15 protein-coding genes are annotated in these 14,356 nt (G+C 59.5%); 10 read left to right on the top strand and 5 right to left on the bottom strand.

Annotation, left to right across the window (positions count from 1 at the left end):
• Positions 1-55 precede the first annotated feature (55 nt).
• Positions 56-802, bottom strand: coding sequence for an RNA methyltransferase (locus tag ACP15U_RS16930; protein WP_425046338.1), 747 nt, complete (start codon positions 800-802; stop codon positions 56-58).
• Positions 803-1,035: 233 nt separating this feature from the next.
• Between ACP15U_RS16930 and ACP15U_RS16925 the strand changes: the two genes are divergently transcribed.
• Positions 1,036-1,656 carry a thiamine phosphate synthase gene (locus tag ACP15U_RS16925; RefSeq protein WP_425046337.1) on the top strand — a complete coding sequence of 207 codons (621 nt, stop codon included), beginning with the start codon at positions 1,036-1,038 and terminating at the stop codon, positions 1,654-1,656.
• A gap of 18 nt (positions 1,657-1,674) precedes the next feature.
• On the opposite strand, the gene ACP15U_RS16920 is transcribed toward ACP15U_RS16925, so the two are convergent.
• Together ACP15U_RS16920 and ACP15U_RS16915 are read right to left on the bottom strand one after the other, a co-directional pair.
• The gene (locus ACP15U_RS16920; protein ID WP_425046336.1) at positions 1,675-2,223 is read right to left on the bottom strand and encodes a hypothetical protein; all 549 of its coding nucleotides are present in this window, start codon (positions 2,221-2,223) and stop codon (positions 1,675-1,677) included.
• A gap of 84 nt (positions 2,224-2,307) precedes the next feature.
• Positions 2,308-3,459, bottom strand: a complete 1,152-nt coding sequence (locus ACP15U_RS16915; RefSeq protein WP_425046335.1) for a HupE/UreJ family protein — start codon at positions 3,457-3,459, stop codon at positions 2,308-2,310.
• A gap of 170 nt (positions 3,460-3,629) precedes the next feature.
• Between ACP15U_RS16915 and ACP15U_RS16910 the strand changes: the two genes are divergently transcribed.
• The 3 genes from ACP15U_RS16910 (at position 3,630) to ACP15U_RS16900 (ending at position 6,233) form a co-directional block, all read left to right on the top strand.
• On the top strand, positions 3,630-4,529 hold the full coding sequence (locus ACP15U_RS16910; RefSeq protein ID WP_425046334.1) for a PfkB family carbohydrate kinase: 900 nt from the start codon (positions 3,630-3,632) through the stop codon (positions 4,527-4,529).
• The gene (locus ACP15U_RS16905) at positions 4,526-5,443 is read left to right on the top strand and encodes a pseudouridine-5'-phosphate glycosidase (protein WP_425046333.1); all 918 of its coding nucleotides are present in this window, start codon (positions 4,526-4,528) and stop codon (positions 5,441-5,443) included. The genes ACP15U_RS16910 and ACP15U_RS16905 overlap by 4 nt, the downstream gene beginning before the upstream one ends.
• Before the next feature lie 100 nt (positions 5,444-5,543).
• Complete coding sequence (locus ACP15U_RS16900; protein WP_425046332.1) at positions 5,544-6,233, top strand: DUF502 domain-containing protein; 690 nt, start codon at positions 5,544-5,546, stop codon at positions 6,231-6,233.
• An 84-nt stretch (positions 6,234-6,317) separates the two neighbouring features.
• Here ACP15U_RS16900 and ACP15U_RS16895 read toward each other — a convergent pair whose 3' ends face one another.
• On the bottom strand, positions 6,318-7,091 hold the full coding sequence (locus ACP15U_RS16895) for a 3-hydroxybutyrate dehydrogenase (protein ID WP_425046458.1): 774 nt from the start codon (positions 7,089-7,091) through the stop codon (positions 6,318-6,320).
• 314 nt (positions 7,092-7,405) lie between these two features.
• On the opposite strand from ACP15U_RS16895, the gene ACP15U_RS16890 reads away from it, so the two are divergent.
• On the top strand, positions 7,406-9,220 hold the full coding sequence (locus ACP15U_RS16890) for an extracellular solute-binding protein (RefSeq protein ID WP_425046331.1): 1,815 nt from the start codon (positions 7,406-7,408) through the stop codon (positions 9,218-9,220).
• Between the two features lie 236 nt (positions 9,221-9,456).
• Entirely contained in the window at positions 9,457-9,681 is a 225-nt protein-coding gene (locus tag ACP15U_RS16885; RefSeq protein WP_425046330.1) for a hypothetical protein, read from the top strand.
• Between the two features lie 51 nt (positions 9,682-9,732).
• On the opposite strand, the gene ACP15U_RS16880 is transcribed toward ACP15U_RS16885, so the two are convergent.
• A complete protein-coding gene (locus tag ACP15U_RS16880) occupies positions 9,733-10,356 on the bottom strand; it encodes a helix-turn-helix domain-containing protein (protein WP_425046329.1) in 624 nt (207 codons plus the stop codon).
• A 67-nt stretch (positions 10,357-10,423) separates the two neighbouring features.
• Here ACP15U_RS16880 and ACP15U_RS16875 point away from each other — a divergent pair, with 67 nt between their 5' ends.
• From ACP15U_RS16875 to ACP15U_RS16860, 4 genes are all read left to right on the top strand, one after another.
• The gene (locus ACP15U_RS16875; RefSeq protein ID WP_425046328.1) at positions 10,424-11,938 is read left to right on the top strand and encodes a class I adenylate-forming enzyme family protein; all 1,515 of its coding nucleotides are present in this window, start codon (positions 10,424-10,426) and stop codon (positions 11,936-11,938) included.
• Positions 11,935-12,582 carry a DsbA family oxidoreductase gene (locus ACP15U_RS16870; protein WP_425046327.1) on the top strand — a complete coding sequence of 216 codons (648 nt, stop codon included), beginning with the start codon at positions 11,935-11,937 and terminating at the stop codon, positions 12,580-12,582. Before ACP15U_RS16875 ends, ACP15U_RS16870 begins: the two co-directional genes overlap by 4 nt.
• A 10-nt stretch (positions 12,583-12,592) precedes the next feature.
• Entirely contained in the window at positions 12,593-12,985 is a 393-nt protein-coding gene (locus tag ACP15U_RS16865; RefSeq protein ID WP_425046326.1) for a potassium channel family protein, read from the top strand.
• Positions 12,986-13,087: 102 nt separating this feature from the next.
• Positions 13,088-14,317, top strand: a complete 1,230-nt coding sequence (locus ACP15U_RS16860; protein ID WP_425046325.1) for a multidrug effflux MFS transporter — start codon at positions 13,088-13,090, stop codon at positions 14,315-14,317.
• Positions 14,318-14,356: the final 39 nt, after the last annotated feature.

Below are 14,356 nucleotides of genomic sequence, written 5' to 3'. Positions count from 1 at the left end.
CCTCATTTCTTCCCGTTCTTCGCAAGCTAGGCCCAAGGTGTGTTCAGGTCCAGCGTCAGCCTTTTTCCTTCCAGCGGACCATCTGCCGCATGATCCCGTGCAGCATCTGCACATCGGCTCGTGTCATGCGGATCCGGGACCAGAGGTTGCGCAGGTTCAGCTTCATCCCTTCGGCCTTTTCCGGCGGGTAGAAGAAGCCTGCCTGCTCCAGCCGCTCCTCATAATGCTCGACCAGTTTTTCAACCTCGATCCCGGTCGCCCAGTCACCGCGGCTGCCAAGATCATTCTGCTCATGCACAACTTCGCCGGATTGGCGCATCCATTCATAGGCAGTCAGCAGGACGCATTGACCCAGATTCAACGAGGCATATTCAGAGTTCACCGGAACCGAGATGATCGCGTTGGCCTTGGCGATGTCGTCGTTTTCCAACCCGGCCCGTTCCGGGCCGAACAAGACAGCAACCTTCTCGCCGGCCGCCACTTTTTCGGCGACCATCTGCATCGCCCGCTCGGGGCTGAATACAGGCTTGGTCAGTTCCCGCTGCCGTGCGGTCGTGGCAAAAACAAATGTCCGGTCCCCAAGTGCTCCGTCGAGATCGCCAAAGATCTGAGCCTCATCGAGCAACCGACCGGCGCCGCTGGACATGGCGACGGCCTTTGGGTTTGGCCAACCGTCGCGCGGATCAACGATCCGCATCCGGTCGAGTCCAAAATTCCACATTGCCCGCGCTGCGGCACCGATGTTCTCACCCATTTGCGGGCGGACAAGCACGAAGGCTGGTTGTGGCTGGTCGCTGGGCATTCAGTCTCTCCAATTCGTTGAACGTGCCTTAATCTGACCTCCCGGTCAGGGCAAGCGGGCAGTCGGCTCTGCTTGCCTTACTCAGCGGGTTTCTGAAAGATCCCGGTGTTCGGGTTGATCGGGGTTGCGTTGCCCGGTTCTGATCGAACTGGTCCGATCAGAACGGTTTCGACTTATTCCCATTCCCACCGGGATCGGCTAAACCAGCGAAAATTTTAGCGAGGATCCTGACCATGGACGCCCCCGAGCAGCCGCAGATCTATCTTATCACTCCGCCCGAAATCGACCTGGACAGTTTTTCGGATCGTCTGGCCCGGGTTCTTGACGGAGCAGAGATCGCCTGTATCCGGCTGGCTCTGTCCAGCTCCGACGAAGATCATGTCGCGCGGGCGGCCGATGCCTGCCGCGAAGTGGCGCATAGCCGTGACATTGCGCTGGTGATCTCGGATCATCTGTTGCTGGCTCAGCGTTTGGGGCTGGACGGCGTGCACCTCACCGACGCAGCCCGTTCTGTTCGTGCCGCGCGCAAGGAGTTGGGTCCAGACGCGATCGTCGGCTGTCATTGCGGCGTGTCGCGCCATGATGGCATGACCGCAGGCGAGGCAGGCGCCGATTACATCGCCTTTGGTCCGGTTGCCGAACGGGCGCTGGGCGATGGCTCGGTCGCCGGTCAGGATCTGTTCCAGTGGTGGTCCGAGATGATCGAAGTGCCCGTGGTTGCTGAAGGCGGATTAACCGAAGAACTGGTTCGAGCCCTCGCGCCGCATACCGACTTTTTTGGCATCGGCGACGAGATTTGGACAGCGGAGGATCCGCTGACAAAACTCACCGCCTTGTGCCACGCCATGGGGTGAGCGCCGTTCGACAGCGGCTCACCTCTCTTCCAATGAAATGGCGATTGCCTTGTCGCCCTTGAACAACAGCCTGTCTCCGACCGTGAGACGGGTCATGGCGTGCCGCAACTTTATCGGTGCGAAGAAATAGAAATAGTCACCATTTGATCGCCTGACGGCCACGATCCGGGTGCGCGGGTCGAAATGTACAAATTCAGCGACGATTTCAAAGGCTTGGAGCTTGCCGACAACCGCTTCTCCGGCGACCTCGTTGCCCAGCCTAAAGATATCGACCTCAACCTGTTCGGCGATGTCGGCATCTGATGCACTGACCGTCACTACCGAATAATAATCGACCCGGATCCTGTCTCCGACCTGCAAGTCCGAAACGTCTCCAAAATCTTCCCGCACTTTCAGGGTCAGCAATTGAGCCCCAGACAAAACCTTGACCCGGTTGGTCGCGGGATCGACGCTCTGCACCCGGGCACGGGTGACAATGTGGCGTTCTTCGGTCACGGTTAACGGTTGCGTGGTGCAGCCGGACAGGATCAGCGCCAACAGCGCCAAACCCACCGCGGCCGTTGTCATCTTGCTCTTGATCCTTTGCATGCTGGTAACGTGTTCTTCCAGTATTACTGCCCAATGCACTTGTGCTGTCCTCGGTACCCCGTTTTACCCAATCGGACCGCTCACCAACCAGTAGAGCGCGATCAGGGCAAAGGCCAGTGAAAGCGGGATTGCCAGCCGCCCGCGATACCAGGGCTTGCGCCAAAGCCCGAGCCCGATAGTCAACAGCGCTATCGCGATCACAGCCAGATGCCCGAAATCAACACCAAGATTGTATCCCAACATAGACGGAACCACCTGTTCCCGAGGCAACCCGGCACCCGACAATTCGTTGGCAAAACTGAGGCCGTGCACCACGCCGAACCCGATCAAAACGGCGATCCGCCATACATGCACGCGGTTTGTAAACACGTTTTCCAGTGCCACCACGAACAAGGCTCCGGTCAACAGCATCTTTGCGAGCTCCGGCGAGAAGTCGGCCTGTCCGTTAATATATAGGGCTATCGCCGCAAAATGCCCCGTCACCACGGCGCCAATCTGCCAGACGAGCGGCCAAACCCGGCGGTTCAGGAAAAACAGTGACAGCATGAAAAGGATATGCAGGCTTCCGCGAGGCAGCACATGTTCGAACCCGATCGGAAGGTAGCGCTCAAGATTGTCCTGCAACGTCCGCGCCGCACCGCCCGCAAGCGCGATCCTCGGGGTGGCTTCGCCGCTGCGCAGATACCCGGCATAGGGTTCCTCAACACCGAGCTGTCGCAAGACCAGCCCGCCGGAATTTTCCGGCCATGTCAGGGTCAGGGACGGGCTGCCAGCCAGAGGCCCGGTGAGGGAGATTTCGGTTGTTCGCGGCAGGTCCGTGTTCCCGACCGGACCGATCCGGATCGCTTCGACCATCAGCGGAACAGGTTCGGTCGTTCGGACCACCATGAGTGGTAACCAATCTTCCAGAAAAACACGCATTTCAGGCTCGATGGCGGATGGCTCCAGATCGCGCAGCGCGTCGTAATCGGATGCAACATCGGACGCATTCGTGTCCGTGACCTGCTCAAAGTCCACTCCGGCCAAAAACGCCTCGGCATTCAGGCGCAATGTCAGCTGCAACCGATCATCGACAGCTCTGAAATCGGCGATGGTGGGGGTCACCTCATGCCCGAAAGCGCACGTCGTCGCCAACCACAATCCAGCAACAGCCAAACTCAGCCACATCCGAACGCGGCGCAGCCGATACGGCCATGCCTCGCCACGTGATCTCATGTATTGGCGTCCATGTTTCGGTCTTGCTTCATTGCCTGCTCTGCTCGTGACCGTTTTACCCGACCTTGCGCCGAGTTTTGGCCTGAACCCGAATAATATCAAGAAGAAAGCGCAACAAACCCATCAAGCGAACTCTTGCACCTGATCAGGATTGTCGGCATGACAGGGGAATGCGCGTATCCGTCTCTACTGACATTCTATGTATCGGTTCTGTTCTGTGGGACGTTATCGGCCGATCGGCAAGCCACATGCGGCAAGGCTCGGACGTTCCCGGCCGGATCACCCGCCTGCCCGGTGGTGTCGCCCTGAACATCGCTATGACACTGGCGCGTTTCGGCATGACACCCACCCTATTGACAGCAATTGGCCGTGACCCTGAGGGCGACGAGCTAATTGCAGCTTGCAGCCGCCTCGGTATGGATGTCGGTCATGTTTATCGGTCCGAAGATCTGCCCACCGACCGATACTTGGCCGTGGAAGGCGCCAACGGATTGATTGCCGCCATTGCGGATGCCCACTCGCTCGAAGCCGCTGGTGCCAAGATCCTCACGCCTCTGACACAGGGGCCGCTCGGCAGCACCAACGCCCCGTTCGACGGCCTAGTGGCGCTTGACGGCAATCTGACCCTGGAATTGCTGGAACAGATTGCCCGGGAGCCCGCCTTTGCTCAGGCAGACCTGCGCGTTGCCCCGGCGTCGCCGGGAAAGGTCGATCGTCTGATGCCGTTTCTGAGGCATTCAACGGCAACCCTGTACGTCAATCTCGAAGAGGCCAACCTTCTGTGCCAGCAACAGTTTGCCGACAGCGGCAGCGCGGCCGAAGGCCTTCTGGAACGCGGAGCCGCGAGGGCTCTGGTAACAGATGGCGGCCGTTCGGCAACCGAGGCCAGTGCCGAGGGCCTGTTCACCCAGACGCCGCCCGAAGTTCTGGTGACCCGGGTCACCGGCGCAGGCGACACGTTCATGGCAGCTCATATCGCTGCGGAAACCCAGGGCGCCAGCCCGCCCGACGCACTCAACCGGGCGCTGCAAGCCGCCGCTACCTATGTTTCAGGAGAAACACCTCTGTGACGAAAGCAAATATCGATCTCCAGCTGTCATCCGAAGTGCGCGCTGCCCGTGATGCAGGCCAAGCGGTCGTGGCGTTGGAAAGTACCATCATTACCCACGGCATGCCCCATCCGCAGAATGTCGAAGTGGCCCGGCAGGTTGAACAGGACATCCGCGACGCCGGTGCGATCCCGGCGACAATTGCGATCCTCGAGGGACGGTTGCATATCGGCCTCGAGGATCACGAGCTGGAACAGCTGGGACAGGCGCAGGGCGTGGCCAAGCTTTCGCGCGCGGATCTGGCCGCCTGCCTTGCAGCTGGCGGAACCGGATCCACGACCGTCGCCGCCACCATGATAGCGGCCAACCTGGCCGGGATCGAAGTTTTTGCCACCGGCGGCATCGGAGGAGTGCATCAGGGGGCGGAAACCAGCTTTGACATCTCTGCCGACCTGCAGGAACTTGCGCAGACGCCGGTGACAGTCGTCGCCGCTGGTGCCAAGGCGATCCTCGATGTGCCCAAAACACTAGAGGTTCTTGAAACCCTCGGGGTTCCTGTGATTGCGCATGGCCAAGATGCATTTCCAGCCTTTTGGTCTGCAGAGTCCGAGCTGATGGCCCCCCTCAGGATGGACAGTGCCGACGCGATCGCGCGCGCCCATGCGATGCGCCGGGCTCTGGGTCTGCCAGGTGGCCAGCTGGTCGCCAACCCTATTCCCGTAGCGGATCAGATTCCGTCCGACGAACTGGCCCCGATCATCGCTCAGGCACAGGCCGACGCCGTCACGCATCGCATCGCGGGCAAGGCGGTCACACCCTACCTGCTGCAACGGATCTATGAACGCACTGAAGGCCGGTCTCTGACCGCAAATATCGCGCTGGTCCGAAACAATGCACGGCTGGCGGCCGAAATTGCATTGGCACTGAGCCGCTGACCCCGACGCCGATGTCACATCATCGGATCACAGGCACAGGTTGCCATTGTGTCCCAAGGTCAAAGCACATACCTACGGAGGCGCACCGGACGGACATCGCATGAACACGCCTTTCGACGAAGAACCTCATCGCCACCGCGGCCTGCTGGCCGGATTGCGCGCGTCCTTCCTGACGGGACTTGTCGTAATCGCGCCGGTGGGGCTGACCATCTGGTTGATCTGGACAGTTGTGGGCTGGATCGACGGTTTTGTGCTGCCGTTGATCCCCAACAATTTCCAGCCCGAAGAATATATCGGCATCAACCTGCGCGGCGTCGGTGTGATCATCTTCCTGGTGTTCACGGTGCTGGTCGGCTGGATCGCCAAAGGGATCATTGGGCGTTCGTTGATCTCTTTTGCAGAAAGTCTTGTGGACCGGATGCCGGTGGTGCGGTCAGTCTATTCCGGGATCAAGCAGATCTCGGAAACGGTGTTTGCCCAATCCGAACGGTCATTTGAAAAAGCCTGTCTCATCCAGTACCCGCGTCGCGGCATCTGGGCTATCGGCTTTATCTCAACAACGGCCAGGGGCGAAGTTTCGGTCCGGGCCGAAACCGGGGGCCAGTTGCTGAGCATTTTTGTCCCGACAACGCCGAACCCGACCTCGGGGTTTTTGCTGTTTTTCCCAGCAGAGGATGTCATCGAGCTCGATATGTCGGTCGAAGACGCCGCTAAACTCGTGATTTCCGCCGGGCTGGTTTACCCAAACGAGAAAGACCCGACGCAACCGCCGGAACCACTGCCGGAATAGCCGCGTTTCGGCGCATCCGACTGGCACGGAAACAGGGCCGCAGGAACGTTGCTCAACATCCGTGCGGCCACCCCCAATTTCGGTTCAGAGCGCGGTCCAGCCGCCGTCGACAGATATCGTCGTTCCGGTGATCTGTGCTGCGGCATCCGAGCATAGAAAGACCGTGGTTCCGCCAAGCTGCTCGACCGTCGCGAACTCTTTGGAGGGCTGGCGTTCCAGCATGACCTTCTTGATCACCTCTTCGCGGCCCATTCCGTATTTCTCCATCGTATCTGGAATCTGCGCCTCAACCAGTGGTGTCAGCACATACCCCGGACAGATCGCGTTGCAGGTGATCGGCTCTTCGGCGGTTTCCAGCGCCACGGTCTTGGTCATGCCCACGACGCCATGTTTGGCCGCCACATAGGCCGCCTTGAAGGGCGAGGCCGTGAGCCCATGTGCCGAAGCAATATTGACCACCCTGCCCCAACCGGCCTTGCGCATCATCGGTAACGCCGCGGCCGTTGTGTGAAAGGCCGAGTTCAGGTTGATGGCAATGATCGCGTCCCACTTGTCGAGAGGAAATTCATCGATCGGAGCGACGTGCTGAATACCGGCATTGTTCACCAGGATATCGCAGGCACTGGCCTGTTCGATCAGAGCCCTGCATTCATCCCCCTTGGACATGTCGGCCTTGATGTAACGGGCGGATACTCCGGCCTCCAAGGCGATCTCGGCGGCCAGCGCGTGATCTTCGTCGCGGTCGGTAAAGGAATTCAGGACAACGTCTGCGCCGGCATTTGCCAGCTCGCGTGCGACACCAAGGCCGATTCCCGAATTCGATCCGGTGATGATTGCAGTCTTTCCCGCCAGTGACATGGTGATCCTCGCTTCCATTTGTCTCGTGTATCTGAACTTGCGCGCACCCTGCCATGCTGCAAGTGCAAAGGAAACTGCCAAGCACGGGAAAACTGACCCACCCGAGAAATCAGACGAACCGGCCAAAAAAAACGCCCGCACGAAGCGGGCGTTAAGTTATTGAGGCAGGTTTCATACAGGCAAGAAACCTATCGAGCAGTGATCCCTTTATAAGCAATTCCCCCGCGGCATCCAAGCTAAAAGTTTGAAAAGACGTAAAACCACCGTTACGTTGAAGCTTAACAAAATAAGGCCTGAGCAGGATTGTTGCCAAAGTGCGACCAGATTTTTTCTCTCTTCGTCGGTCACTGATCGCCGGATTCACCCTCATTTGCCTCGCCGGAAATGGGGAGGCAGAATCGGTTCATGGCATAGCTATGTATGGAGAGCCCGCCCTCCCACCGGATTTTGTGTCTCTGCCGTATGCCAACCCGGATGCTCCCAAAGGCGGGCGTGTGGTATTCGGCAACACCGGCGGGTTCGACAGCCTCAATCCGTTTGTGCTCAAAGGCACCGCTCCGTGGCAATTTCGGTTTTGGGGATACGAGAGCCTGATGGGCCGATCCTGGGACGAACCGTTCACTCTTTATGGGCTGTTGGCCGAATCGGTTGAGGCTGCGCCGGACCGTTCTTGGGTCGAATTCACGCTTCGTGAGGAAGCCCGATTCTCTGACGGAAGCCCGGTCACAGTCGAGGATGTCCTCTGGTCCTACCAGATTCTCGGAGAGGAAGGGCATCCCCGGTATCGTGGGCTCTGGTCGCAGATTGCGAGCATCGAACAGACCGGCCCCCGCTCCATCCGGCTTACATTCAGTGGCGACAACCGGGAACTTGCCCTGATTGCCGGATTGCGCCCCATCCTTAAAAAGGCCCAATGGGAGGGCAAGGACTTCGCAGCGTCCGGTCTTGATGACATCCCGATCGGCACCGGCCCTTACGTCGTCAAGGATTTCGAAGCCGGGCGGTTCCTGACCCTGCACCGAAATCCCGAATATTGGGGCCGTGATCTGCCATTTCGGCGCGGCACGCACAATCTCGATGAAATGAGGATCGAGTTCTATGGCGATGGCACGGTTCTGTTCGAAGCGTTCAAGGCCGGCGAGCTGACCGCCATTCGCGAGTTCAACGCTGAGAAGTGGGACAGACAATATGATTTCCCGGCCGTCGAGCGCGGCGACGTGATCAAATCCGAGATTCCGCACCAGCGCCCATCGGGCATGACCGGGTTCGTCATGAACACACGACGGGCGCCGTTTAATGACTGGCGCGTGCGCGAGGCGATGCTCCTTGCCTTCAATTTCGAATATATAAACGACACGATGACCGGGGGCGCACAGCCCCGGATCGCCTCCTATTTTTCGAACTCGGTGCTCGGGATGCAGCCCGGACCGGCGGCAGGCGCTGTTCGCGAACTCCTTGAATCACACGTCGATGATCTGTTGCCAGGTGCGCTTGAGGGATACGCCCTGCCGGTCGGCGATGGCTCGGCCCGAAACCGCGGCAATCTGCGTGCAGCCATGAAGTTCCTGAATGAAGCCGGCTGGACCGTGCAGGATGGCGAGCTGCGCGATGCCCAAAGCCGCCCATTCCGGTTTCAGGTCCTGCTGCGTCAGGGCGACGGCGATATGCAAACAGTGATCGAGCTTTATGCGCGAGCGCTGGAGCGTCTGGGCATCTCGGTCGAAACAACCACGGTCGATAACGCCCAGTTCACGGCACGCCAAACCGCATACGATTTCGACATGACTACCTTTCGTCGCGATCTGTCACTGTCACCGGGCAACGAACAGCGCCTGTACTGGGGCAGCGATGGTGTCGAGGACCCCGGGTCGCGCAACCTGATGGGAATGGACTCGCCGGCTGCCGAGGCGATGATCGACCGCATGCTGTCGACCGAAACCCAGGAAGAGTTCACGGCAGCCGTCCGGGCGCTCGACCGGATCCTGACAACAGGGCGCTATGTCATCCCGATCTGGCAGTATGATGTCGGGCGCATTGCCCATTCGCGGCATCTGAAATACCCCGAGCATCTGCCAATCTACGGTGACCGTCCTGGCTTTATGCCCGACGTCTGGTGGTACGAGGACTAGCGTGGCCAAGTTCGAATCGCTGTGCGTTGGCAACTGGTTTCGAACACTCCGCAGCACTAGAGCAATGCAACTTAAAATTGTTCTCGACTTGGAATTTACGCAACCTGAAGAAAAAAGATGCCGAGAAAACATGCAATTTAAGTATGCGGCATTTTGCCCGGTGCTATGGAAATAGTTACATTTCTAACGTGCCTTTGGGAGGAGCGTTCTTGGTCACTGGGAAAGGACCGCTCAAAATGATGAAATGGACAGATCTCACGCAGGACTGGGCGTCGTCGTTTCCGCGTGTAAAATCACGTTTTCCGCATCTGGATGATTCCTCGATGCCGTTCCTGAAACTGGACCGTAACCGGTTCGAGGCGCATCTTGCCGAAACCCACCAACTTACCGTGACAGAAGCCCGCGAAGAGTTTGAGGATTTCCTGTTTGTGGAATCCCTCAGCCGCGAAATGGACGACTGACGTTCTGGTCAGCCTGCTGCGTCAGGCTTGCAGAGTCGTAGTGCACGGCTTTCAGGTCAGGGACGTCACCCAGAGGATCATGGCATCCTCGTCGCTGATCGAAATCACGTTATGCCCCATGCTTGCGTCGTAGTAGGCGCTGTCGCCCCGGCGCATCTCGATCGGTTCATAAAACTCTGTGAACAACTGGATGACGCCGGTGAGGACATATAGAAACTCTTCGCCATCGTGGCGGACCCAGCCGTCAAACTCGTCCATTGATCTTGCGCGCACGCGGGCGCGGTATGGCAGCATCTGCTTTTTCGTCAACGCTTCGGCCAGCAGTTCGTGCTCATACGTCGCGGTAGCCTGCGCGGTCCCCTCGCCGGATCTGGTATGAGCCATGCGGCCGTTGACCTGATCGCGCTGCGGCGGCGTGAACAGCTGCGGCACCGATATCTCGAGCCCCACCGCCAATTTCTTGAGCGCGTCATAGGTCGGCGACATCTGTCCGTTTTCGATTTTTGACAGCGTCGACCGAGCAAGCCCGGCCTGTCCGGCCGCCTGCTCCAAGGTCCAGTCCCGAGCTTTTCGAAGTTCTCGAACCCGAAGGCCAAGATCCAGAGGCTCGGCCTCGGTTCCGGCTCCGTTGTCACGGGCGATGCGGATCAGCGATTTAGGGTCATGGCCTGCCATGAGTTCTGTCTATAAGCCGCGCCGGAACACCTTGCAACGCAGGCTTTGCCGGGCTAGCCACGGCCCCATGCTCTCTGTATTTGATCAAGGCCCGCCAGCGCCCTGTCCGGCTCCGTTCAATCTGGCTGCACATGTGCTGCGTCACGCCACTGACATGGCCGAGAAAACCGCGCTTTCCGTGCTCGGTTCCGAGACCACGGACAACTGGAGTTTCGGTGCTCTTGCGGCATCTGTACGGGCGACCGGGAACGGATTGCTGCAATCGGGAATAAAACCCGGCGAAATCGTTCTAATGCGGCTAGGCAACACGGTGGATTTCCCAGTCGCATATCTCGGCGCCATAGCCGCCGGAATCGTGCCGGTTCCGACTTCGTCACAGCTGACCGAGCCAGAAACTGCCAAGGTGATCGCAGAGCTGAATCCTGCTGCGGTTCTGCGCGATCCCAAGGTGGCCTGCGCCGATCACCCGCGCCAGATCGACATTGAAACGCTGCAACAGATGCGCGACCTGCCCGCCTGCGACTGGGCAATGGGCGATCCCGACAGGATGGCCTATGTCGTCTACACCTCGGGAACGTCCGGGAAGCCGAGGGCCGTGGCCCATGCCCACCGGGCGATCTGGGCCCGGCAGATGATGGTTGACGGATGGTATGGACTCAGGTCCGACGACAGGCTGTGCCATGCCGGTGCATTCAACTGGACCTACACGCTTGGCACAGGTCTGATGGATCCATGGACCATTGGCGCGACCGCGCTGATACCGGAACCCGGCACAAACATCGCTTCTCTGCCCGGACTTCTGGCCGCTCATGAGGCCACGATTTTTGCTGCAGCTCCGGGCGTTTACAGGAAGATTCTTCATCAATCCGAAGGGCTGAAATTGCCTCATCTCCGGCACGGGCTGTGTGCCGGTGAAAAGCTATCGCGACACCTGCACGAAACCTGGGGCGCGGTCACCGGGACGGAGCTCTTCGAAGCCTATGGCATGTCCGAGTGTTCGACCTTTATCTCTTCCAGCCCCGATCATCCCGCCAGAGGCGAAGCGTTGGGCCAACCTCAACCGGGGCGAAAGGTGGCCATCCTCGGGCCGGACGGTCCGGTCCCGCAGGGTGAAGAAGGAACCATCGCCATTCACCGATCGGATCCCGGCCTGATGCTGGGCTATCTCAACGCCCCGGACGAGGCCGAAGCGCGCATGCAGGGCGAGTGGTTCCTGACCGGCGATCAGGGCGCGATGGCGGTAGACGGGCAGATCCTCTATCTCGGGCGCGACGACGACATGATGAATGCGGGCGGCTACCGGGTGTCGCCGGTCGAGGTCGAAGACGTGCTGTCGAAACACCCGGGGATCACACAGGCTGGTGCTGCGGCCGTCGAGGTGAAAGAGGACACGTTCATCATCGCCGCTTTTTACACCGGACCTGCCGAACTGGACGCCGACGACCTGAACGCCTATGTGGAAACCCGTCTGGCCCGCTACAAGCAGCCGCGCGCCTACATTCACCTTTCCGAGCTGCCCATGGGTGGCAACGGCAAACTTCTGCGCCGGGCCCTGCCCGCTTATTTCAAGGCCAATACATGACCCAGACCGTTAAGCTCGACATTCTTTCCGACCCGATTTGCCCGTGGTGCTACATTGGCAAAACCAATCTGGACAAGGCGCTGGCCGAGATCCCGAACCATCCCTTCGTGATCGAGTGGCATCCCTTTCAGCTCAACCCGGACATGCCCGATGGCGGCATGGACCGGCGCGCCTATCTCGAAGGCAAGTTCGGCGGCAAGGAGGGAGCGGTCAAGGCCTATGCCCCGGTCGTGGAACACGCCAAACAAGCCGGGCTGTCGATCAATTTCGAGGCCATGCAGGTCACGCCGAACACGCTAGACGCGCACCGGCTGATCCACTGGGCCGGCATCGAGCACAAGCAGACCGAAGCCGTTGACGCGCTGTTTCACGCCTATTTCGTGGAAGGCCGGGACATCGGCAGCCATGAGGTTCTGGCCGATGTCGCAGACGGGTGCGGTATGGATGCTGCCGTGATCCTAAAATTGCTGGCCACGGATGAGGACCGGCAGATGATCCGCGACCGCGACGCCCATTCCCGCGAAATGGGCATCACCTCAGTGCCGACTTTCATTGTCGCAAACCAGCACGCCGTGCCTGGCGCGCAGCCTCCCGAGTTGTGGGCAAAGGTCATCAAGGAAATTTCCGAACAAGTCGCCTCGTGACAGACAGCAGATGAAACAGTTCAAGGCCTTCACAATCATCTACAGCCTTGTGGGCATCGTTCTGCTGGGAACCGTGTTCTTTCGGATTGTCGAGGGCTGGAGCTGGCTGGACTCATACTTTTTCACCGTGGTGAGCATTTCAACGGTCGGATATGGCGAACTGGTTCCCGCAACGGCCTTGGGAAAGATCGGTGCCACCGGTTTCATCTTTGTCGGTCTTGGCATCTTTGCCGTGGCGATCCAGCAATTCGCCCTCTATCACATGAGAAAACGCGAGGAACATGCCGAATGGCTGTTCGCAAGGCTAGGAAATGGGTCTGGCGCGTCGGGCGAGCCGGCCAACGAGGACGACCCGCCAAACCCGCCCTCGCCCCCCGAAGCCCCAGACTACCCGAAACCTTAACAGGTTCACGACCTTTGCAAATTCACACATAGGTCTGTGCGATCAGGCAACTGGCCCGAATAACGGAGGGCGTGATACCGCCCCTTAGGTAAGGAGTTCGTCATGGTTTCCGATACCCGTCCAGCACAGCCGGTCATGGGCAAAGGCGAATTTATCGCCCTGACGGCAATGATGTTTGCAACCATTGCCTTTTCAATCGACGCAATGCTGCCTGCCCTACCGGAAATCGGTCAGGAGCTGAGCCCGGATGACCCGAACCGCGCACAACTGATCCTGACCTCTTTCGTTCTGGGAATGGGGCTTGGCACCTTCTTTACCGGCCCCTTGTCGGACACGCTTGGCCGCAAACCGGTGATCTATGCAGGTGCTGCACTCTATATCGTTGCTGCCGGCGTGGCTTGGGCCAGCTCTTCGCTCGAGCTTGTTCTGGCCGCTAGGGTTCTTCAGGGGCTCGGGGCTGCCGGGCCCCGCGTTGTCGCTATGGCGGTCGTCCGCGACCTCTACGCGGGCCGGGAAATGGCGCGGATTGTCTCATTTGCCATGATGATTTTCACCCTTGTTCCGGCCATCGCACCACTGCTGGGTGCGGGTGTCATCGCGGTTGCCGGGTGGCGCGCTATCTTCTTATGCTTCGTTCTATTTTCACTGGTCACCCTGTTTTGGATGGGGCTTCGCCTGCCCGAGTCGCTCCCCCCCGAGAATCGTCGCCCGTTCCGAGCGGCGTTACTGTTGGGCGCGGTGCGAGAAATGCTGACCCACCCAACGGTGCGCCTGTCGATCATTGTTCAGACCCTTTGCATGGGCACGCTGTTCACCATGCTGACAATGGTGCAGCAGATCTATGACGAAATCTTTGGCCGCGCCGAAAGCTTTCCGGTCTGGTTCGGTCTGGTTGCGCTGATTTCCGGATCTGCCAGTTTGCTCAACGCAGCACTGGTCATGCGACTGGGAATGCGCTGGCTGGTGACATGGACATTGGGTGCCCAGATCATCCTCAGCGGCGGCATGGCCCTTGCGACCGGTGCCTCGCTGTCGCTCAACGCAGAGTTCGGGCTGTTCGTGGCATGGCAGGCAACCGTCTTTTTCATGGCCGGGATGACTCTTGGCAACCTGAATGCCATCGCGATGGAACCCATGGGACATATCGCAGGGATGGCCGCTTCGGTGATCGGCGCCATAGCGACAGTTCTTGCGGCTGCAATCGCGGCACCGATCGGATTGTTGTTCGACGGGTCGCTCTGGCCGCTGATTGCCGGGATATTCACTATGGTAACGGCCGGGTTCGTTATCATGGTGCACATGGGGCGGGTCGAGGCGCGCCAGGTGGTATGACTGGCGCCTGAGCCGCGGCGTTGGGGCAACCGGCGGAGT

Source organism: Primorskyibacter sp. S87, assembly GCF_049801055.1.
Classification (GTDB): Bacteria; Pseudomonadota; Alphaproteobacteria; order Rhodobacterales; family Rhodobacteraceae; genus JBNAGF01.
Note: the sequence above shows the minus strand (reverse complement) of the source record. Positions and strands in the feature narration are given on the sequence as shown.